This window comes from Nonomuraea sp. NPDC050556, assembly GCF_044457355.1.
In the GTDB taxonomy this organism is placed as follows: Bacteria; Actinomycetota; Actinomycetes; order Streptosporangiales; family Streptosporangiaceae; genus Nonomuraea.
In genome coordinates this window covers 986,513-1,007,305 of record NZ_JBITGU010000002.1, presented here as the reverse complement: position 1 = coordinate 1,007,305, position 20,793 = coordinate 986,513, and the positions used below count along the sequence as shown (strand labels likewise).

The window sequence follows — 20,793 nt, the reverse complement described above, 5'->3', positions numbered from 1 at the left end:
GTACCCTGGGCGAGAACCCCCAGGAGGCTGCCATCAACCGCCTAGTGCTCTGGAACGTCGACCTCACCCTGGTCGACGTCGCGATCGTCACCCGGGACGCCTACGCCGAGGCGTTCCGCGTCGTCACCGGGCGTCCTCTCGTCAAGCTGGCGCCCGCGATGGGCCGCCCCGACTCCGAGATCATCTTCGAGACCCTCGCGGTCAACGGGATCAAGTCGGAGGACGACCACCTGCCCAGGTTCCTGTCGGCGCTCGCGCTCGCCTTCGCCGACCGGCGCAAGCGGCTGGGCAAGGAGGGCAGGATGATGCCAGGGGCCAAGGACGCGCTGCAGGCGGTGGCCAGGCTCGACGGAGTCGTCCAGACCGTGCTCACCGGCACGATCAAGAGCAACGCCGTGCACAAGCTGAAGGCGTTCGGCCTCGACCGGCACATCGACTTCGAGATCGGCGGCTACGGCGAGGAGGTCTACCCGAAGGCGACGCTGCTGCAGGTCGCCCAGGGCCGGGCCAAGACGCGCTTCGGCGGGGTGTTCACCTCGGCGAACACCGTCGTCATCGGCGACTCCACCCGCGACGTGCAGGCCGCCAGGATCGGCGGGGCCGCGATGATCGGGGTGGCGTCCGGCCGTTCCATGGCCGCTGAGCTGCGCGAGGCGGGCGCCGACGTGGTCCTGCCCGACCTGTCGAACGCCTCGGAGGTCGTGGCAGCCGTCGCCGGGCTCACCTCGCCGGTGGACCGCAAGGCCGGTTAGGCCGTCTCGCAGATCACGTACATCTTGCCGGTGGGCGGGGTGATGCCGGTGGTCTGGCGGTTGTAGATGCCGACGTTCCAGCCGGTGGCGACGCCGTTCTCCACGACGGGGGCGTTGGTGTAGAAGAGCTGCAGGTCGGGGGCGACACCGTCGAGGGCGTAGCCGCCACCGGTGGCGACCATGCCGGACGGGCAGGACAGCTTCTCGTTGATCTTGGTGACCTTCAGGTTGAGCGTCTTCTCCACGACCTCGCGCGCGGTCTTCTGTGGCTGCGGGGCAGAGGCCCCGTCGGAGCCCTTGTCGCCCTTTTCGCCCTTGGGGCCGTCGCTGCCGCGCTCGCCCTGAGGTCCGGCGGGGCCGCGCTCGTTCCACGAGAGCCTCCGCTCCTTGCTCGTGCACCTGGTGGCCTTGGCGACGATCCGTACCGTGCCCGTGCTCTTGGCGGCACAGGCGTAGATCACGCCGTCCGTCGTCGTGGCGGCGCTCGCCACGCCCGTGCCCGCCAATACGCCTAACACCACGAGGGGAATCAGCTTTCTCATGGGACGGAAGGTAGGGTCGGCCCCTTCCGTGACGCCTGAGTACCCCCTACTCAAGTCCCGCCAGGAACCGCGCGGCGACCGGGGCCGCCACGGCAGCGCCCGCCCCCGCACCCTCCACGATCACGGCGAACGCCAGGTCACCCTTGTAGCCGATGAACCACGAGTGCGCCGGAGGCTCCTTGCCCTCGCCGTACTCCGCCGTTCCCGTCTTGCCCGCCGTACCACTGGGGAAGCGCACCGAGTGCGCGGTTCCCTCGGAGATGACCGCGGGCATCAGCGAGCGCAGGGCGCGCACGACGGACGCCTCCAGCTTGCGCGGCGCCGCGCCGCCGTCGGGCACCAGGTCGGCAGCGACGAGCCGCGGCGGGCGCCAGGTGCCGTCGGCGATGGCGGCGGCGACCGTGGCCATGTTCAGGGGGCTCGCCAGCACCCGGCCCTGCCCGATCGAGGCGGAGGCGAGGTCGGTGTCGTCCTTGGCCTCGGGAAACTCGGCCCGTACGGCGGGCACACCAGGAGTGATCGGCGCGCCGAAGCCGAACGAGGCGGCCACCTCGCCCAGCCGGGAGGAGCCCAGCTCCTCCACGCCCATGGAGCCGAACGTGGTGTTGCACGAGTGTGCGAAGGCGTCGCGAAAGGACAGCGTGCCGTAGTCGTGGAATCCGGCGTTGTGGAACGGGAAGCCGCCGATGTTCTGCTCCGGCGGGCACGAGACGGTCTTGTCCGGCTCCACCCCGCCCGCGACCAGCGCCGACGCGGTGACGACCTTGAACGTGGAGCCCGGCGGGTATTTGCCGAGCAGTGCCCGGTTGAAGCCGCCCGGCTTGTTGACCACGGCCAGGATCTCGCCGGTCGAGGGGCGCAGCGCCACCAGCGACGCGTTCTTGGTCACCCCTTCGAGCGCCGAGGCGCCCGCCCTGTGCACCGTCAGGTCGATCGTCGTCTTGAGCGGCTTGCCCTGGGTCTTGCCGCGCTCAGCCATGGTCTTCACGAGCTTGCCCGCTTCGAGGAGGTTCAGCTTGGTCGACGCGCTCCCGGTGAGCCGGGCCGCGAACGTCTCCCTGAGCCCCTCGGCCAGCTGCTGCACCGAGCCGGGCACGTCGCTGCCGTCGATGCGGGAGCCGTCGGACGCCGTGATCGGCGCGGTCTCCGGCTTCCTGGTGACGACCTCGAACGAGCGCCCTGCGGTCAGGTCGGGGTGGATGTCGGCCGGCGTCCAGGGCTCGTCCAGGCGCAGCCGCCCCTCGTAGCTCCAGTCGACGGCGCCCTTCAGCGTGGCGCGGAAGCGGTCGTCCTCGATCAGCTCGAAGCGGGCCGAGGTGAGCTTCTGCTTGGTGCGGAACCGCTCGTACTGCTTGTCGAAGTCCTTCGGCGGGTCCTTGACCAGCGTGCGCATGGTCGCGTAGTCGTTCTTCTCCCAGGCGGCGAGGAAGTCGGCCTCGGCCGACCGCTGGTCGCGCAACAGCCAGATCACGCCCCCCGCCACCAGCACGGTGACCAGGACCCCCGCCATGATGAACCGTAGTCGCATGGCCCAGAGGACATCAGAGACCCGACATTAATGTCCAATACGGATATTGACCATCTATGTATATGAATTCGGATATCATCCCTGGTCATGGACATGGTTCGGCACCTCAGGTACTTCACCGTGGTCGCCGAAGAACTTCACTTCGGCCGCGCCGCGATCCGGCTCGGCATGGCCCAGCCGCCGCTCAGCCAGCGCATCAAGCGCCTGGAGGCCGAGCTCGGCGTGCAGCTGTTCGACCGCTCGGCCCGCCAGGTCAGGCTGACCGAGGAGGGCAGGCTGCTCCTGGGTGAGGCGCGGGAGGTGGTGGCCAGGGTCGACCGGCTGCGCGACCTGCTCAGGCAGGGCGACGGCGCGGTGCTGCGCGTGGGCGTCCCGCCCGACCTGGCCGCCGCCGTCATCGCCGCCCTGGTCGCCGGTTTCCGCGAGCACGACCCCGCCGTACGGCTGGCGCCGGTCGAGATCTGGACGGCCGACCAGGTCACCGCGCTGGAGGAGGGCGCGATCGACGTCGGCCTGGTGCGCCACCCGGTCACCGCGCCCGCGCTCAGCTTCGGCAGGACCCTGGTCCAGACGCCTGGCGTGCTCCTGGCGGCCGACGACCCGCTCGTCCGCTCGGCCGACGTGCACCTGGCCGACCTGGCCGGGCGGGAGCTGGTGATGCTGCCCATGGACGGCGAACCAGGGCTGCACGCCGAGACGCTGGCCGAGTGCAGGCGCCAGGGATTCCTGCCGGAACGGGTGCATCACGGCATCGGGCTCGGCCTGGTCGTGGCCGGATCGGCGGTCGCGTTCGGCGAGCGGGCGGAGGTGCCGGGAGTCGTCTGGCGGCCGCTGCTAGGCTCGCCGCTCGCGTGGCGCGTTTCGACCGCCTGGCGTACGGCCACGCCCATGACGGAGGAGTTCGAGGCGGCAGCCGTACGGGCGCTGAAGGAGAGTGCGGGGATGGCTGACGAGGGGGCCGCGCCGGCGCGGCGCGTCAGCGGAAGGCCTGGGCTGCTGTCATGAGCGAACTGGATCTGAGCGCCGTGTTCAGGGCTGCCGGGGTCGCCGGGTGGCTGCACGCCGTCGACCTGCACACCGGTGACGAGGTGGCCTATCGGGCCGACGAGCCGGTGGTGACCGCGTCGATCTTCAAGGTCCCGCTGCTGGTGGAGTTCGCCAGGCAGGCCGACAGCGGGGTGCTGGACTGGGCGGAGCGGGTGACCGTGGGCGACGCCGACCGGGTCACCGGCCCCACCGGGGTCTCCGCGCTGCTGGACGACGCCACGCTCTCGCTGCGCGACCTGGCCTACTTCATGATCACAGTGAGCGACAACACCGCGGCCGACGTGCTCGCCGCCCGCGTCGGGCTGGAGGCGGTCAACGCCATGCTGACCGGCTTCGCTCTCGGCACCACCAGGGTGGTGCAGAACGTCCGCGAGATGTTCGCGGGTATGGAGGAGGACGCGGGGCACTCGTGGCCCTTCGTCAACCTCGACGAGCTGGCGTCGCTGCGTGCGCTGAACCCGGCGACGACCAACCGGTCCACGGCGAGGGAGACGACCAGGCTGTTCGGCCTCATCTGGGCGGACAGAGCGGCGTCGAGCACGGCGTGCGCGTGGATGCGCAGCCTGTTCGGGCTGCAGGTGTGGCCGCACCGGCTGTCGTCCGGTTTTCCGTACGACGACGTGGCGGTCAGCGGCAAGACCGGCTCGCTCCCGACGATCCGCAACGAGGCGGGGGTGGTCGAATATCCCGACGGCCGGTCTTATGCGGTGGCGGTCTACACCCGGGCCTTCAGCCCGGCGCTGAACCAGCCGCGCGTGGACGCGGTCATCGGCACGGCCGCGCGTATGGCGGTGGACCACCTACGCGGGTAGCCCGATATGTGGTGGGCGATGATGACTTTCCCCGAGGTCGAGGACAGGATGGACACATGGTTGCTGAAGGTGCGCTGCTCTGGGAGCCGACGGGTGAACCCACCCGGATCACTCGATACTTCGACAGTATCGGCCGCTCGGAGTATCGGGACGTGTGGCAGTGGTCCGTCGACAGTCCGGCGGAGTTCTGGACGTCCATCTGGGACTACTTCGGCGTGGTCGGTGAGCGTGGTGACGGGCCCGTCATCTCTGGGACGATGCCCGAGGCCAGATGGTTCACCGGAAGTTCACTGAACTACGCGGAGAACGCGCTGAAGCGTCCCTCGGGCACCGCGCTGGTCTTCCGCGCCGAGGACGGGAAGCGCTCCGAGCTCACCATGGACGAGCTCCGCGACGAGGTCGCCAGGGTCAGGGCCGGGCTCGTCAGGCTCGGCGTGGGGCGCGGCGACCGGGTCGCCGGATACCTGCCGAACATCCCCGAGGCGCTCATCGCCTTCCTGGCCGTGGCCTCGCTCGGCGCGATCTGGTCGGCCGGGTCGCCCGACTTCGGCGTGCCCAGCATCGTGGACAGGTTCCAGCAGATCGAGCCCAAGGTGCTCGTCGCCGTCGAGGGCTACTCCTACAACGGCAAGTGGTTCGACCGCTCGGCTGCCGTGCGCGAGATCGCCGCCGCGCTGCCGACGCTGGAGGCGACCGTGTGGGTGGGTGGCGAGTCGTGGCAGGCGCTGCGCTCGGAGGCGGCGCCGCTGGAGTTCGAGCGCGTGCCGTTCGACCACCCGCTGTGGATCCTCTACTCCAGCGGCACCACCGGGCTGCCCAAGCCGATCGTGCACGGGCACGGCGGGGTGGTGCTGGAACACCTCAAGTCGCTCACGTTCCACCAGGACCTGGGCGAGGGGGACGTGTTCTTCTGGTACACCACCACGGGCTGGATGATGTGGAACTACCTCGTCGGCGCGCTGCTGGTGGGGGCGACGCCGGTGCTGTACGACGGGGCGCCGGTGGAGCTGTGGGAGCTGGCGGCCACTGAGGGCGTCACCTACTTCGGGGTGGGCGCGCCGTACATCATCGCCTCCATGAAGGCGGGGGCGCGGCCCACCGGGCTGTCGGTCAAGGGGATCGGGTCCACCGGGTCGCCGCTGCCCCCCGAGGGGTTCGCGTGGCTCGCGGAACACCTGCCCGGGGTGCCGCTCGGGTCGTTCTCCGGCGGCACTGACGTGTGCACGGGGTTCGTGGGGTGGACGCCGGTGCATCCGGTGCACGCCGGGGTGATCTCGTGCCGGTCGCTCGGGGCTCGGGTGGAGTCGTTCGATCCCTCGGGCAAGGCGGTGTTCGGCGAGGTGGGGGAGCTGGTGCTCACCGCGCCCATGCCGTCCATGCCGGTCATGTTCTGGAACGACCCGTCGGGTGCGCGTTACCGCGACAGCTACTTCGCCGAGTACCCGGGCGTGTGGCGGCACGGCGACTGGATCAAGATCAACGAGGACGGCTCGTGCGTGATCTACGGCCGCTCCGACTCGACTCTCAACCGGGGTGGCGTGCGGATGGGGACGAGCGAGTTCTACCGGGTGGTGGAGCGCTTCCCCGAGATCGCCGACAGCCTCGTGATCGACACCGGGCAGCTGGGGCAGGACGGGCGGCTCCTGCTGTACGTCACGCTGGCGGAGGGGTCGTCGCTGGACGACGCGCTGGTCTCGGGGCTGCGCAAGGCGCTGCGCGAGGAGCTCTCCCCGCGCCACGTCCCCGACGAGATCATCGAGGTGCCCGGGATCCCGCGGACGTTGTCGGGCAAGAAGCTGGAGGTGCCGGTGCGGAAGATCCTCCTGGGTACGCCGGTGGAGCAGGCGGCCAACCCGGACGCCATGGCCAACCCGGAAATCCTTCGCTTCTTCACCCCCTGAACTGGAACAATGCCGAGGTATGCGTAATTGGCCGCTTTCCGCGCTTACCGTGACCACCCCTGCCCTCGAGCTGCGCCACCCCTCTCTGGCAGATCTCGACGAGCTGGCCGACCGGGCCGCGGCGGGAGTGCACGACGCGGGAGCGATGCCGTTCACCTTCCCCTGGACCGACGGCGAACCGGCCGAGCGGGCGCTGAGCACGCTGCAGTACCAGTTCCGCAAGTGGGGCGAGTGGAAGCCGGACAGCTGGTCGTGCGGGTTCGTGGTCGTCGTCGACGGCCAGGTGGTCGGCACGCAGGAGCTCGCCGCTGCGGACTTCGCGGTCAAGCGCGAGGTCAACACCGGCTCGTGGATCGGGAAGGAGTTCCAGGGACGCGGGATCGGCACCGAGATGCGCGCTGCCGTCCTTCACCTGGCCTTCGATGGGCTCGGCGCCGAGTACGCGACGACGGACGCGTTCGCCGACAACCCGGCCTCGCTGGGCGTGACCAGGAAGCTCGGGTACGCGGAAGACGGCATCACCATGCACAACCGCAAGGGTGCTGCGGCGGTGCTGCGGCGCTTCCGTCTCGACAGGGCGGCGTGGAAGCCCAGGACGGACATCACCGTCCAGGGCCTCGACGCCTGCCTCCCCCTCTTCGGCGTCACCCCGTAGTCAGGCGGTGCGCAGAGCGGTCGTCGGGTCCTGGCGGGCGGCGCGGATGGCGGGCAGGAGGCCCGCCACCGCGCCGATGGCCAGCGACGCGCCCAGCGCTCCCCCCAGCGCGGGAAGGGGCACCACCACCGCCCACCCCCGCGCGACACCGTAGACGAGCGCCACCAGAGCCCCCGCACAACATCCGGCCAGGCCGCCCGCGCCCGACAGCAGGGTGGCCTCGGCGATGAACTGGACGCGGATCTGGCCGCGCGTGGCGCCCAGCGCGCGGCGCAGGCCGATCTCCGACCGGCGTTCCAGCACGGCGATGACCATGATGTTGGCCACCCCCACCCCGCCGACCACCAGCGTGAGCGCCCCCAGGCCGAGGAACAGCCCGGCGAAGGCGGTCTTGGCCACCGCCCTGGCGACCAGCGCGTCGGACGGGCGGGAGAGCGAGACCTCGCTGGGCCGGTTCGGGTTGACCGTGCGGGCCAGCAGCGCCTGGACCGCCGCCGTCCGCTCGGGGTCCGAGCGCAGGTAGATCGCGGTCAGGGTGCCGTCGTGGCCCAGCAGCCGCCGCGCGGCGGCCGGGCCGACCAGCGCGGCGCCGTCCAGCTCCGGCGCGAGCGCCAACGGCTGGAGGATGCCCTTCACGTAGAACCAGTGGTCACCGAGCCACACCCGCTCCCCCGGATAGATGCGGTCGATGCCGAGGTTGGCCGCCGCCGAGGCGCCCAGGACCACCTCGGGCAGGTCGCCGGAAAGGAACTGACCGGCGCGCAACGCACCGCCGAGCGTGGACAGCAAGGAGGGCTCGGCCACCTCGACGGTCAGCCCGCCGGTGTGGATGGCGGGGATGTGGTCGTTGCGGTACACGTGGGCCGCCAGCCGCGCCACCGACGTGACGGCGGTGACGGACGGGATGCGGGCCACCATGCCGGGCGCGACGGCAGGAAGCCTGGCCTTCTCGCCCACGTAGTTCTGCCCCTGGCGGGCGGTGAGCAGGTTGGTGCCCAGCTCGTCGATCTGCGCGAGCACGCCCGCCTGCGAGGAGGCGGAGATGCCAAGCACGCCGACCATCGCGGCGGCCCCGATCGCGATGCCGAGCGCCGACAGCAACGCCCGCCCCCGCCTGGCTCTCAGCCCCGAGGCGGCGATCTTGATCAGCTCGTTCACGATCTCTCCCGGTGGATCAGGCCGTCGCGCATCTCCACGAGCCTGGGCAGGCCGTCGGCGAGGTCGCGGTCGTGGGTGACGACGACGATGGTGGCGCCGTCGTCGTGCAGCTCGTGGAACAGCTCGACGATGCCGGCGCCCGTGACGCTGTCGAGGTTCCCCGTCGGCTCGTCGGCCAGGATGATCGCGGGCGAGCCGATCAGGGCTCTGGCGATCGCGACGCGCTGGCGTTCGCCGCCGGACAGCTTGGTCGGCAGGAAGCCGGCGCGGTGGGCGAGCCCCACGCGTCCCAGCGCCTCAGCGGCCAGGCTTCGCCGTACGGGCTCCTCGACTCCCGCGTAGAGCAGGCCGGTCGCGACGTTGTCCAGGGCGCTCTCGTGCTCGTTGAGGAAGAAGCTCTGGAACACGAACCCGATGCGGCGGGCGCGGAGCGCGGCGAGCCCCTTGTCGGGCAGCTCGGACAGGTCCTGTCCCGCGATGCGCACGGTGCCCGAGCTGGGGCGGTCGAGGGTGCCGGCGATGTGCAGGAGGGTCGTCTTGCCCGAGCCGGACGGGCCGATGAGAGCCAGCAGGTCGCCCTCCTCGACGGCGAGGTCGATGCCGCGCAGCGCGTGCACGGGCGGCTCGCCCGGGTAGGAGCGCCACACTCCGGTCAGCTCCAGGACGTTCATGCGGCGGGCACCACCACTCGCATCCCCTCGGCGAGCTGGTCGCCGCTGACCGCGACGAGCCCCTCGACGTCGTCGAACATGCCCGGCGTGACGGTCACCAGCTTGCGCGCCCCGCCGCCGCCCACCACCTCGACCGCGTACCCGCCGCCCGCCAGCGCGACGAGCGCGTTGATGGGCACCGACAGGGCGTCGGGCGTCGTCTCGGTGGTGATGGCCACCCGCACGGGCGCCTGGTCCAGCGTCCCGGTCTTCGCCGGGTCACTCGGCGCGATCTCCACGGGCACGAGCGCGTCGGGGCCCGTCTCCTGGGAGGGTGGAATGGCCACCGCCGCCACCTGGGTGACCTTGCCGTCGACCGGCTGACCGTCCGGCAGGGTGACGACCACGGTGTCACCGGCCTTGACGTAGGCCTGCTGCCCTGCCGGGAGGTTCACCTGGATGACCCTGCTGGTGCCCGTGACGGTCATGACCGGCTGCCCGGGTACGGCGCCGCCGCCCGCGACCCCCTGGACCCGCGCCACCCGTACGGTGCCGGGAAGGAACACCGCCCGCCCCAGCTCCAGCCGCCCGCTCGGCGCGACGCCCCGCTTGACGGCCGCCTCCGTGGCGGCGCTGAACCGCTTCGACCTGGGGTCCGTCCCGTAACCGAGCCTGGCGAGAGCCGCGTTGAGCTGCTTGACGTCGGCGCCGCTGTCCCCTTTCCCCAGCCCCCTGTACGGCGGAGCCGACCCCTCCAGGAGCACGACGGGCGTCCCGTTCACCCGGTAGAGCACCTCGCCCGGCTTGACCAGCGCCCCGGAGGCGGGCAGCCAGGTGTAGATCCCCGCCACGTGGTTGGTCATCTGCCCCGCCCCGGCGTACCCCAGGAAGCCGGTCACGTTCAGGTGCACGGAGAGGTCCCCGCGGGAGATCGTCACCAGGCTCGTCGCCGGCGGCTTGACCACCTCGGCGGCGGGCCGGTCGGCGAGCAACTGCGCCCCGGCCACCAGAACCCCGGCCACCACGACCCCCGCGACGGCCAGGCGGGTGCGGGTGCTCACTGCTTCTCCTTCTCGCACGCCTGCACGGCCGCCTTGTACTGCGGCGAGTCCATTCCCTGCACCTTGAGGTCGAGGGTGCCGTCGGCGTTGGGGTCGGGGAAGTCGGGGTAGCCGTTCTTCCGCATGCAGGCGGAGAACTTCAGCGCCTCCGCCTTCAGCTTCGCCGGGTCGCCCTGGCGCGCCGGGATGAAGTGCCTGCACGCGGCGTCGGCCGCGATGAACGGCTGCGACTTCGGGTCGAGGTCGCTGCCCGCCTGCGCCTTGACGCCGACCTGGGTGCCCTCGGGGTCGGGAAAGTTGGCGATGCCGTGACTGCGCATGCACTGGGCGTACTTCAGCAACCCGGCGCGGGCGTCGCTCGGCGCGGAGGCGGGGGACTGCGCGGAGCAGGCCGTGACCAGGGCCGCCAGGAGGATCAGCGTGTGGTGTCTCATGCCAGCAGTTGTACGGATCACGACGTAACACCCGCATCGCACGCCGTGTTACGCGGGCGTTATGCAGGGAGAGTCACGATGAGCGCATGCGCGTGCTCATCGCCGAAGACGAGGCGGAGCTGGTCGAGATCATCCTGGAAGGTCTGCGGTGCGAGGGCATGGCCGTGGACGCCGTCTACGACGGGGCAGCCGCTCTGGAGCAGCTGAGCGTCAACCACTACGACGTGCTCGTCCTCGACCGCGACCTGCCCGCCGTACACGGGGACGAGGTGTGCAGGAGGCTGGTCGACGGCGGCTCGGACACCAAGGTGCTCATGCTGACGGCGGCGGCCGCGATCGGCGACCGGGTTTCGGGGCTGGGGCTGGGCGCCGACGACTACCTGCCCAAGCCGTTCGCGTTCGCCGAGCTCGTGGCCAGGATCCGCGCGCTCGCCAGGCGCACGGCGCCAGCCGTACCGCCCGTGTTCCACCTCGGCGACCTGGTGGTCGACCCGGGCAGGCGGACGGCGATGCGGGCGGGGCGCTGGCTGCCGCTCACCCACAAGGAGTTCGGCGTCCTCGAAGTGCTGCTCGCGGCGCGGGGAACGGTCGTGACCAGCGAGGAGCTGCTCGAACGGGTCTGGGACGCCAACGCCGACCCCTTCACCAACACCGTGCGCGTCACCGTGATGCGGCTGCGGCGCAAGCTGGGAGAACCGCAGCCGATCAGGACCGTCGCGGGACTCGGATACCAGCTGTGGGCGGACGCATGAGAGTCGATGTCAGGGTCCGGCTGACGATGTTGTTCGGCGGGCTGTTCCTGCTGGCGGCCACGGCGCCGATCGTCGTCAACCTGGTGGTGACCAAGCACTCCATCAACGTCATCGACATGCGGACGTCCGGTCCCGTCCCGATGATCAGCGGGGTCCGCGCGCAGGGCACGCTCGCCCTGGAGGACCAGCTGCTCGGCACCTCGATCGCGGTGTTCGCGATCACGGCGTTGCTCGGTGTGAGCGCCAGCTGGCTGATCGCCGGGCGGGTGCTGCGCCCGCTGCGCCGGATGACGGCCACGGCGCGCCGCCTGACCACGCGCAACCTGGACGAGCGCATCGCCATGACCGGGCGCCAGGACGAGCTGAAGGAGCTGGCCGACACCTTCGACGCGATGCTCGACCGGCTGGCCGACGCCTTCGACGCGCAACGGCGCTTCGCCGCGAACGCCTCGCACGAGCTGCGCACCCCGCTGGCGCTGCAGCGCGCCGCCGTCGAGGTGGCGCTGGCCGACCCCCACCCGACGGTCGCCTCGCTCACCACGATGGCCGCCCGGGTGCACTCGGCGACGCTGCGCCACGAGCACCTCGTCGACGGGCTGCTCATGCTGGCGCGCAGCGAGCGCCTGGAACACCTGGAGGAGGTGGATCTCGCCGCGTCGGCGCGGGACGCGATCATCGCCGTGCACCCGCACGTTGAGCAGCTGGGCATCCGGGTCACCAGCCGGTTGCGCAGGGCGGCGCTGGACGGCGACCCCGACCTGATCGACCGCCTGGCGGCCAACCTGGTGCACAACGCGGCCCACCACAACAGGAAGGGCGGCACGATCCACGTCGAGACGGGTGCCGACGGCGACCGGGCGACGCTCAGGGTACGGAACACCGGCCCTGTCGTCCCGCGCAGGGGACACGGGCTCGGGCTGTCGATCGTGGGCGCGATCGCCGAGGCCCACGGTGGCGCCTTCGACGCCCGGCCGGGCGAGCAGGGCGGGCTTGACGTGCTCGTCACGCTGCCGAGGTCAGAGGCTCTGCGGGAGGTTGAAGAGGCGGTCGGGGTCGCGGGCTGACTTGATGGCGGCCAGGCGGTCGGCGTTGGCGCCGTAGTAGGCCCTGCGCCACTCGGGCAGGTCGGGGTCGATGTAGTTCACGTAGGCGTGGTCGCCCAGGTAGGGGTTCATGGACGCGCGTGCCCCGCGGATCCAGGTGCGGTCGGTGCCGCCGTCGTAGTACTGCACGGTGAAGAGAGCCGACCGGTGCGGGAAGGCCGTGGCGGACGCGGGCACGCGGGCGATCGCGCCGCCCATCGCGTCGAGGAGCACCGCGTGCTGTCCAGGGCGCTCCACCCGCGCCACCAGCGCCTTCACACCGTCGGCGGACAACCGATTGAAGGCCAGGTGGGACGTGGCGACGAACGACTCGCGCCCCGGTGTACGGCACTGCGCGACGGTCTTGCCCGAGCACCCCGCCATCACCATCATCGCCGCCTGGTACGACTTCGGCTTCACGTACCGGGACGAGGGCGGGCCGATCTTGTCCACCAGCGGCTTCAGCAGCCGGTCGAGCGCCGCCTGCCCGCCCACGTAGAGCCCGCCGATCATCACGTCCAGCCCGGCGCGCTCCCGCTTGAGGTGCAGGTTCGACCACAGCTCGTCCGGGGCCGAGGGCGCCCACGACTGCCAGGCCCTCAGCGCCGCCGAGGCCTTGGCCCACGGCCAGTGCAGGAAGAACACCGTGACGTCCCGCGTGCGATGGGTGCGGAAGGTGAACGACGTGGCGATACCGAAGTTGCCGCCGCCCCCGCCACGGCACGCCCAGAACAGGTCGGCGTTGTGCCCGGCGTCGCAGGTGAGCACCCGCCCGTCGGCGGTCACCACCTGGATCGACTCCAGGGCGTCGCAGGTCAGCCCGTACTTCCTGGAGACCACGCCGATGCCGCCGCCCAGCGTCAGCCCGCCCACGCCCACGGACGGGCACGAGCCCGCCGGGATGCTCACGCCCTGCCTGCCCAGCTTGTCGTAGACGTCGATCAGCTTGGAGCCCGCCCCGACGACGGCGCGCCCGCCCGAGTGGCTCACCGCGTTGAGCCTCGACACGTCGATCACGAGCCCGGTGCCGGTGGACCAGCCCGCGTAGGAGTGGCCCCCGGACCGGGCGGTGATCCCCACCCGGTTCTTGCGCGCGAACGTCAGGCAGGTGGAGACGTCGGCGGGCGTGGCGCAGTAGGCGACCGCGCTCGGCCTGACGCGGTCGAAGGCGGGGTTGAACAGCCGGCGCGACGCGTCGTAGGTGGCCTCGCCCGGCCGGACGAGCGTGCCCTTGAGGGCGCGGCGGAGGGCTGACCAGTCGGGCGGCGGGTCGGCCAGCGCGCCGACCAGGGGGAGCAGGAGGAACTGGCGCCGGGTGTTCATGGTCTGTGAGACGACGCAACGGTCCCGGCGGTTGGGTCACAGTCCTATTACTGGTTGCGCATCCGGTCCACGTAGAGGTCCCAGAAGCGCTTCTTGTCGATGTCGAAGACGATGGTCGCCTTCCGCGTCCCGGCCGGGTTGGCAGGGGCGTTGAACTCGCCCAGGTTGTAGCCGAGCGAGCGGCCGTAGTTGGGGCCCATGCCCGCGTCCACGTCGACGTAGCGCTCCTCGGACTTCTTGATCAGCGACCGGTCCAGGAAGATCGCGGAGGTGATCGCGTCCCAGACGTAGGTCTGCTGGCCCTTCTGCAGGTCCTTGAACATCTCCTTGACCGGCGTCGAGGCGCCCGCGACGACTCTGTCGTACTCCGCCTTGGTGAACGGCACCTTCATCGCCACGTCGTTCGGGACGATCGTCTGCTTCCTGAACGGCGTGCGCACCGAGATCTTGGCGGACTCGGGGTCGAACCACCAGTTGAACTCGGCCCCCGGCGTCACGTTGCCCGGCGCGTCGAACGCGCCGCCCATGTAGATGACCTCCTTGACCAGCGGCACGATCTCCGGATGGGTCCGTACGGCCAGCGCCACGTTCGTCGCCGGGCCGATCGCGAACAGCGTGACCTCGCCGGGGTTCCGCTTCACCTGGTCGGCGATGAACTCGGCCGCCTTCGTCGTCAGCGGCCTGGTCTTCGCGTAGCCCTTGTAGGGCTCCCTGGCGAGCTGCGTGTACGAGGGTGGGCGCGGGCCTTCGAAGGCGCCGGTCCAGGGGGCCTTGCCGTACAGGTGGTTCTCGCCCTTGAGTCCGTCGAGCCTGCCCGGCATGAGCGGCTCGACCGCGCCGGGTACGACCGGGATGTCCTGGCGGCCGATGAGCTCCAACTGCCGCAGCGCGTAGGCGGTGCCCTCCTCGGCCCAGGTGTTGCCCGCGACGATGGTGACGCCGAGGATGTCGACCTGCTTCCTGGCGGTGAGCATGAACATGGCGACGGCGTCGTCGTTCAGCTCGCCCATGTCGGCGTCGATGATCACCTTCGGCTTGGGCGCGGCCGCCGTGGCCTGCGCGGGAGGACTTAAGGCCGCGGTCAGGAGGAGTGCGGCGGCGATCGGGAGAACCCGCATGGCGGTCCCTTCAACTCGTGTAGAAATGTCCCGAATGTGCGCCATCAACGGCCGTTGCACAACGGTCGAGTCCGATGAGTGACTGCTTCGTGATCGGTCGGATACCTGCAGATAACGGCCCTGTAACACTCCATCTACACGTGTTGCTAACGCCTGCCGAGCGCCTTCAAGGTGTCGGTCAACACGAGTAGATAGGACGTCCCCCATTGGTCACCCGCCGCGATGTGGCTCGCCTGGCCGGCACTTCGGAGGCCGTGGTGAGCTACGTGCTCAACAACGGCCCTCGCAACGTGGCCCCGCACACCAAGGAGCGGGTGCTGCGCGCCATCGACGAGCTCGGCTACCGGCCGAACGCCGTGGCCCGCTCGCTGCGCACCAGCAGGACGCACACGATCGGCCTGGTCGTCCCCGACAACGCCAACCCGTTCTTCGCCGAACTGGCCCGCGAGATCGAGGACGTCGCCTTCGAGCACGGGCTCACCCTGCTGCTCGGCAACGCGATGGACGACGACGAGCGCGAGGCGGCCTACGTCCGCACCCTGATCGACCGCCAGGTGGACGGGCTGATCCTGATTCCCGCCCACGGTCCCCGCACCTGGCGGTCCCTGCTCGCCGCCTCAGGCGTGCCGTGCATCGTGCTCGACCGTGAGCTCGACGAGGTGCCGGCCAGCCACCTGCTGATCGACAACGAGGGCGGCGCCCACGAGGCGACGACCCACCTCATCGAGCACGGCCGCCGTCGCATCGGCTGCGTCGCCGGGCCGGTCGGCATCCACCCGACCGTCGACCGCGTGGCGGGCTGGGCGCGGGCGCTTTCCGAGGCCGGGCTGGATCCCTCCGCTATGCCGCTGGCGCACGGGCCGTTCGGGCGCAGGCAGGGGTACCTCAGCGGGCGCGACCTGCTGTCGCGCGAGAACCGGCCGCACGCGCTCTTCGTCACCAGCGACGAGCAGGCGTTCGGGGTGATGCGCGCGGCCGCTGAGCTCGGGCTGACCGTGCCGGGGGACGTGGCGATCTGCTCCTTCGACGGCATCGCCGCCTCCTCCTACACGGTGCCCGCGCTCACCACGATGCGGCAGCCACTGGAGCAGCTCGGCAGGCAGTCGGTGGAGCTGCTGGCCCGGCAGATCAAGGACCAGTCGGTGGGGGAGCGGGTCATCCTGCCCGCCACGCTCATCCGGCGCGGCTCCTGCGGCTGTCCGGACCCGGTCGGCGGTGTCGACGATGCGTGAGGCGGTCGAGCTCGTCGTCGTGGGTGGACTCAACGTCGACCTGACGGTGCCCGTCACGCGGTTGCCGGCGCCGGGAGAGACCGTCTCCGGGCCCTGCGCCCGGAAGGCGGCCGGGGGGAAGGGAGCCAACCAGGCGGTCGCGGCCGCCAGGCTCGGCGCGAAGGTGCGGCTGGTCGGCCGGGTGGGTGATGACTTCGGGCCCGAGCTCCTGACGGCCGTCCGGCGGGAAGGCGTGGACGTCTCCCAGGTCTCCATCGGCAGCGAATCCACCGGGATGGCGCTCATCGTGGTCGAGGAGGGCGGCGAGAACATGATCACCGTCGCCCGGGGCGCCAACGGCCACCTGGACGTCCGCGACCTCGACCTCACCGGAGCCGACGCGCTGCTCCTGCAGCTCGAAGTCCCCCTGGAGGTCTGTACGGCTGCCGCGGCCAAGGCCCGCGCCGGGGGCATCCCCGTGATCCTCAACGCCGCGCCGTACCAGGAGGGTCTTGAGTCCCTGCTCCGCCACGTCGACCTGCTCGTCGTGAACGAGAGCGAGGCCGTCAGCCTGTGCGGCGCCGCCGACCCGACGGCGCTGCTCGCGCTCGGCCCGAAGGCGGCGGTGATCACGCTGGGAGCGCGCGGTGCGATCGCGGCGGAGGCCGATGACCGAGCCGTGATGGAGGTGCCGTCGTTCCAGGTCCAGGCGGTGGACGCGGTGGGCGCTGGAGACACTTTCTGCGCCCAGGTCGCCCTTGGCTATACGTATCGGCAACCCCTTCGCGAGGCGGTGACCCGCGCCTGCGCCGCAGGAGCGCTGGCCACCACCGGGCACGGCGCCCAGTCGGCCATGCCCACCGGAGAAGACGTGGAAAGGCTCCTCCACCATGCGTCGTGACGGACTCTGGCACCCGCGCCTGCTGCAGATCATCACCGCGATGGGCCACACGGACCTGATCGTCGTCGCCGACCCGGGCCTCCCGGTGCCCTCCGGCGTGGAGACGGTCGACCTCGTCTGGCGCAGGGGCGAGCCGGGGTTCCATCCGGTGCTCGACGCCATCAGGCGGGAGCTCGTCGTCGAGCACTCCTACGTGGCATCGGAGGCTCCGCCCGGCTTCCTGCCGGATGCCGAGCGCATTCCGCACGAACAGCTCAAGCAACTCACCGGCCAGGCCAGAGCCGTCGTCAGGACGGGCGAGGCCACGCCGTACGCCAATGTCGTCCTCCGGGCCGGCGTGCCCTTCTAGAAGGAGATCACCCCCATGAAGAAGCAGATCATCGCCGTCGCGGGCCTGGCACTCGCGCTCACCGCCTGCGGCAAGGAGGGCGGCGGCACCACGGCCAGCGCGCCCGCCGCCAAGCCCGGCGAGAAGCCCGCCGTCTGCCTGGTGATGAAGTCGCTGGCCAACGAGTTCTTCCAGCAGATGCAGAAGGGCGCCGAGGAGCACGCGGCCAAGCGCGGCGACCTCACCCTCCAGGTCACCGGCATCCAGAACGAGACCGACATCGACAACCAGGTCGCCGCGGTCGAGAAGTGCGTCACCCAGGGTGCCAAGGCCGTCGTCATCGCCCCGGCGGACTCCCGCGCCCTCATCGCGCCGCTCAAGCGCGCCGTGGACGCGGGCGTGAAGGTCGTCAACATCGACGTCCAGCTCGAAGAGGCCGCGATGAAGAGCGCGGGCATCGCCGACAAGGTGCCGTTCGTCGGCCCGGACAACCGCGACGGCGCCAAGCAGTCCGGCATGGTCCTGGCCAAGGAGCTCGGCAAGGACGCCGAAGTGATCATCCTCGAGGGCAACCCGGGCGCGGCCAACGCCGCCCAGCGCAAGGCCGGCTTCGAGGACGCGATCAAGGAGGGCGGGCTCAAGCTCGTCGACTCCAAGACCGCGCACTGGGAGACCGACGAGGCGCACACCGTCTTCGGCAACCTCCTGTCGGCGCACCCGACGATCAAGGGCGTGCTCGCCGCCAACGACAACATGGCGCTCGGCGCGCTGAAGGCGATCGAGGAGCAGGGCAAGAAGGGCCAGATCAAGGTCGCGGCCTTCGACAACATCCCGGCCATCCAGCAGTACGTCAAGGACGGCTCCGTCGTGTCCACCCTCGACCAGTTCGGCGCGCAGCAGGCCTCCTACGGCATCGACTTCGCGATGAAGATGATCGGCGGCGAGAACTTCAGCGGCTGGCAGAAGACCGAGATCAAGCTCATCACCAAGGACAACGTCGGATGATGAAGGTCACCGGACTCGTCAAGCGCTTCCCCGGTGTGGTGGCGCTCGACGGGGTCGACCTCGAACTGCACGAGGGCGAGATCCACGCCCTCGTGGGCGAGAACGGCGCGGGCAAGTCCACGCTGGTCAAGTGCCTGGCCGGGATCCAGCCGCCGGACGGCGGCTCCATGGAGTTCGACGGGGTCGCCTACGCCCCGTCGAGCGCCGCCGACGGGCTGGCCGCCGGGATCCAGGTGGTGCACCAGGAGCTGGCGCTGCTGCCGTACCTGACGGTCGCGGAGAACCTGTTCCTGCGCCGGCTGCCGCGCAAGGCGGGCGTCGTCGACCGGCGCAAGCTGCGCGCCGACGCCGCCGCGCTGCTGGAGCAGGTCGGGCTGAATGTCTCGCCGGACACGCTCGTCGAGCGGCTCGGCATCGCGCAGATGCAGCTCGTGGAGATCGCCAAGGCGCTGTCCGTCGACTGCAAGCTGCTGATCATGGACGAGCCGACCGCGACGCTGACCAGCAGGGAGGCCGGGCGCCTGTTCGGCATCCTGAAGGACCTGCGCGAGCGCGGCGTGGCCATCGTCTACATCTCGCACCACCTGCAGGAGGTGCTGGAGCTGGCCGACCGGGTCACCGTGCTGCGCAACGGGCGCAGCGTGGAGAGCCGCACCATGGCGGGCGTCACGGCGCCCGACCTGGTGCGCGCGATGGTCGGGCGCGACCTGGCGCAGGAGTTCCCGCCGCTGCCCGACCGGTCGCCTGGCGAGGAGGCGCTGCGGGTCGACGACCTTCGCGTCGCCGGGTTCGACGGGCCGCTCAGCTTCGCCGTACGCCGGGGGGAGGTCGTCGGGTTCGCCGGGCTGGTCGGCTCCGGGCGTACGGAAGCGATGCGGGCGATCTTCGGCGCCGACAAAGCCGTCTCCGGAAATATCGCGTTGTTCGGCAAGAAGGTGCGGATCAAGCACCCCAAGGACGCCGTACGGCACGGCGTCAGCCTGCTCACCGAGGACCGCAAGTCGCAGGGCCTCGTCCTCGACCTGCCGATCAGCGCCAACGTCACGCTGGCCAAGCTGCGCGGCGCCCTGCTGTCCTTCGGCAAGGAACGCGCGGTGTCCGAAGCGCTGGGGGAGCGGCTGCACCTGCGGTCCGCCGGGGTCGGGCAGCACGTGCGCACGCTGTCCGGCGGCAACCAGCAGAAGGTCGTGCTGGCCAAGTGGCTCAACGCGGGCTCCGACCTGCTGATCGTGGACGAGCCCACCCGCGGCATCGACGTGGGGGCGAAGTACGAGATCCACGAGCTGCTGCTCGGCCTGGCGGCCGAGGGCAAGGCGCTGCTCGTGGTCTCCTCCGACCTGCCCGAGCTGATGGGCATCTGCGACCGGATCCTGGTCTTCTCCCGAGGGAAGATCGCCGGTTCCGTCGAGCGCGCGGACTTCGACGCCGAGCACATCCTCACGCTGGCCTACTCGGGCTATCTCAAGAACGGTGACACACAATGATCAAGAGGCTCGTGCTCGGAGAGGCGGGCATCGGCGTGGCGCTGGTGCTGCTCGCCGCCTTCTTCGTGGCGGCTGCGCCCAGCTTCGCCACCGAGCAGAACCTGCGCAACATCATGACCCAGATCACGCTGAACACCGTGCTCGCCGTGGGCATGACGTTCGTGATCCTGGTGGGCGGGATCGACCTGTCCGTCGGGTCGTCCATGGCGTTGTGCGCGGTGGTTTCCGGGACGCTGATGGCCGGGTCGGGGTCGGTCGGAACGTTGCTGCTCGGGATCCTGCTCAGCATGGTCGTGGGCGGGATCGTGGGGTTCGTCAACGGGTTCATCTCGGAGCGGTGGCGGGTGCCTTCGTTCATCGTGACCCTGGCGATGTTGAACATCGCCAGGGGTGCGGCCGAGCGGTACACGGACGCGGCGACGATCTACGACCTGCCGCCCGCGCTGAACGACTTCGGGACGCTCACGCTCGCCGGGGTTCCCGCGGTGTTCTGGGTCGCGGCGGTGCTGGTCGCCGTGGGGTGGTTCGTCCTTTCGCGTACGGTGTTCGGGCGGTTGATCTACGCGACGGGGAACAACGAGGAGGCCGTGCGCCTGTCGGGGCACAGGACCTCCCGCGTCAAGATCGCCGCGTTCGTGATCGCGGGGTTCACCGTGGGGGTGGCGGCGATCCTTTACATGGCGCGGCTCAACATCGCCTCGCCGATCCTGGGGCAGGGCTACGAACTCAACGCCATCGCGGCCGTGGTGATCGGCGGGGCCTCCCTGATGGGCGGCCGCGGCTCGATGATCGGCACCTTCCTGGGCGCGTGCCTCCTCGGTGTCCTTACCAACGGCCTCCTTCTCATGGGGGTGTCCGACTTCGAACGGCAGATCATCACGGGTCTCGTGATCCTCGTCGCCGTCATCCTGGACGCCTACCGGCTGCGGCTGGCGAGGAAACTCGCCATCACCCAGACCGCCTGACCCAACCCCACCTCACGGGCTGATGGCCCTAACAACACCTCCCACACGCACCTCCCCTCAAAAGAAGTGAAGGGTCTCCTCTGT

21 protein-coding genes are annotated in these 20,793 nt (G+C 70.6%); 13 read left to right on the top strand and 8 right to left on the bottom strand.

The genetic code is table 11. From position 1 onward, the window contains the following. Positions 1–44: 44 nt before the first annotated feature. Positions 45–752 carry an HAD family hydrolase gene (locus ACIBG8_RS22760; RefSeq protein ID WP_397344894.1) on the top strand — a complete coding sequence of 236 codons (708 nt, stop codon included), beginning with the start codon at positions 45–47 and terminating at the stop codon, positions 750–752. Here the strand turns inward: ACIBG8_RS22760 and ACIBG8_RS22755 are convergent. Together ACIBG8_RS22755 and ACIBG8_RS22750 are read right to left on the bottom strand one after the other, a co-directional pair. After that, positions 749–1,294 carry a hypothetical protein gene (locus ACIBG8_RS22755; RefSeq protein WP_397344892.1) on the bottom strand — a complete coding sequence of 182 codons (546 nt, stop codon included), beginning with the start codon at positions 1,292–1,294 and terminating at the stop codon, positions 749–751. The genes ACIBG8_RS22760 and ACIBG8_RS22755 overlap by 4 nt on opposite strands. A 46-nt stretch (positions 1,295–1,340) precedes the next feature. Continuing rightward, positions 1,341–2,822 (bottom strand): penicillin-binding transpeptidase domain-containing protein, encoded by a 1,482-nt coding sequence (locus ACIBG8_RS22750; protein WP_397344890.1) that lies wholly within the window; start codon positions 2,820–2,822, stop codon positions 1,341–1,343. Positions 2,823–2,909: 87 nt separating this feature from the next. On the opposite strand from ACIBG8_RS22750, the gene ACIBG8_RS22745 reads away from it, so the two are divergent. The 4 genes from ACIBG8_RS22745 to ACIBG8_RS22730 are packed head-to-tail and all read left to right on the top strand — an operon-like array spanning position 2,910 to position 7,237. Beyond that, entirely contained in the window at positions 2,910–3,827 is a 918-nt protein-coding gene (locus tag ACIBG8_RS22745; protein ID WP_397344888.1) for a LysR family transcriptional regulator, read from the top strand. Next, entirely contained in the window at positions 3,824–4,681 is an 858-nt protein-coding gene (locus ACIBG8_RS22740; protein WP_397344887.1) for a serine hydrolase, read from the top strand. Before ACIBG8_RS22745 ends, ACIBG8_RS22740 begins: the two co-directional genes overlap by 4 nt. A 56-nt stretch (positions 4,682–4,737) precedes the next feature. Beyond that, on the top strand, positions 4,738–6,582 hold the full coding sequence (locus ACIBG8_RS22735; RefSeq protein WP_397344885.1) for an acetoacetate--CoA ligase: 1,845 nt from the start codon (positions 4,738–4,740) through the stop codon (positions 6,580–6,582). Positions 6,583–6,601: 19 nt separating this feature from the next. Further along, positions 6,602–7,237 (top strand): GNAT family N-acetyltransferase, encoded by a 636-nt coding sequence (locus tag ACIBG8_RS22730; protein ID WP_397344884.1) that lies wholly within the window; start codon positions 6,602–6,604, stop codon positions 7,235–7,237. Here the strand turns inward: ACIBG8_RS22730 and ACIBG8_RS22725 are convergent, their stop codons facing one another. From ACIBG8_RS22725 to ACIBG8_RS22710, 4 genes are read right to left on the bottom strand one after another with little or no spacing between them, the layout of a single operon-like run. Beyond that, on the bottom strand, positions 7,238–8,395 hold the full coding sequence (locus ACIBG8_RS22725; protein ID WP_397344883.1) for an ABC transporter permease: 1,158 nt from the start codon (positions 8,393–8,395) through the stop codon (positions 7,238–7,240). Continuing rightward, positions 8,392–9,066, bottom strand: a complete 675-nt coding sequence (locus ACIBG8_RS22720; RefSeq protein WP_397344882.1) for an ABC transporter ATP-binding protein — start codon at positions 9,064–9,066, stop codon at positions 8,392–8,394. The genes ACIBG8_RS22725 and ACIBG8_RS22720 overlap by 4 nt, the downstream gene beginning before the upstream one ends. Further along, a complete protein-coding gene (locus tag ACIBG8_RS22715; protein WP_397344881.1) occupies positions 9,063–10,106 on the bottom strand; it encodes a peptidoglycan-binding protein in 1,044 nt (347 codons plus the stop codon). Before ACIBG8_RS22715 ends, ACIBG8_RS22720 begins: the two co-directional genes overlap by 4 nt. Next, entirely contained in the window at positions 10,103–10,540 is a 438-nt protein-coding gene (locus ACIBG8_RS22710; protein ID WP_397344880.1) for a hypothetical protein, read from the bottom strand. Before ACIBG8_RS22710 ends, ACIBG8_RS22715 begins: the two co-directional genes overlap by 4 nt. 86 nt (positions 10,541–10,626) lie before the next feature. On the opposite strand from ACIBG8_RS22710, the gene ACIBG8_RS22705 reads away from it, so the two are divergent. Together ACIBG8_RS22705 and ACIBG8_RS22700 are read left to right on the top strand one after the other, a co-directional pair. After that, a complete protein-coding gene (locus tag ACIBG8_RS22705) occupies positions 10,627–11,292 on the top strand; it encodes a response regulator transcription factor (protein ID WP_397344878.1) in 666 nt (221 codons plus the stop codon). Then, on the top strand, positions 11,289–12,356 hold the full coding sequence (locus ACIBG8_RS22700; RefSeq protein WP_397344877.1) for a sensor histidine kinase: 1,068 nt from the start codon (positions 11,289–11,291) through the stop codon (positions 12,354–12,356). The genes ACIBG8_RS22705 and ACIBG8_RS22700 overlap by 4 nt, the downstream gene beginning before the upstream one ends. On the opposite strand, the gene ACIBG8_RS22695 is transcribed toward ACIBG8_RS22700, so the two are convergent. Further along, positions 12,309–13,697, bottom strand: a complete 1,389-nt coding sequence (locus tag ACIBG8_RS22695; RefSeq protein WP_397344875.1) for an FAD-binding oxidoreductase — start codon at positions 13,695–13,697, stop codon at positions 12,309–12,311. The genes ACIBG8_RS22700 and ACIBG8_RS22695 overlap by 48 nt on opposite strands. 47 nt (positions 13,698–13,744) lie before the next feature. Beyond that, positions 13,745–14,815: a nucleoside hydrolase gene (locus ACIBG8_RS22690; protein ID WP_397344874.1), complete on the bottom strand. Its 1,071-nt coding sequence runs from the start codon at positions 14,813–14,815 to the stop codon at positions 13,745–13,747. A gap of 224 nt (positions 14,816–15,039) precedes the next feature. Here ACIBG8_RS22690 and ACIBG8_RS22685 point away from each other — a divergent pair, with 224 nt between their 5' ends. The 6 genes from ACIBG8_RS22685 to ACIBG8_RS22660 are packed head-to-tail and all read left to right on the top strand — an operon-like array spanning position 15,040 to position 20,709. Further along, positions 15,040–16,047 (top strand): LacI family DNA-binding transcriptional regulator, encoded by a 1,008-nt coding sequence (locus ACIBG8_RS22685; RefSeq protein ID WP_397344873.1) that lies wholly within the window; start codon positions 15,040–15,042, stop codon positions 16,045–16,047. Continuing rightward, a complete protein-coding gene (locus ACIBG8_RS22680; protein ID WP_397344872.1) occupies positions 16,040–16,927 on the top strand; it encodes a ribokinase in 888 nt (295 codons plus the stop codon). The genes ACIBG8_RS22685 and ACIBG8_RS22680 overlap by 8 nt, the downstream gene beginning before the upstream one ends. Further along, on the top strand, positions 16,917–17,276 hold the full coding sequence (locus ACIBG8_RS22675) for an RbsD/FucU domain-containing protein (RefSeq protein WP_397344871.1): 360 nt from the start codon (positions 16,917–16,919) through the stop codon (positions 17,274–17,276). Before ACIBG8_RS22680 ends, ACIBG8_RS22675 begins: the two co-directional genes overlap by 11 nt. Positions 17,277–17,291: 15 nt before the next feature. After that, positions 17,292–18,260, top strand: coding sequence for a sugar ABC transporter substrate-binding protein (locus ACIBG8_RS22670; RefSeq protein WP_397344870.1), 969 nt, complete (start codon positions 17,292–17,294; stop codon positions 18,258–18,260). Further along, entirely contained in the window at positions 18,257–19,744 is a 1,488-nt protein-coding gene (locus ACIBG8_RS22665; protein ID WP_397344869.1) for a sugar ABC transporter ATP-binding protein, read from the top strand. Before ACIBG8_RS22670 ends, ACIBG8_RS22665 begins: the two co-directional genes overlap by 4 nt. Next, a complete protein-coding gene (locus tag ACIBG8_RS22660; RefSeq protein ID WP_397344867.1) occupies positions 19,741–20,709 on the top strand; it encodes an ABC transporter permease in 969 nt (322 codons plus the stop codon). The genes ACIBG8_RS22665 and ACIBG8_RS22660 overlap by 4 nt, the downstream gene beginning before the upstream one ends. Positions 20,710–20,793 lie beyond the last annotated feature (84 nt).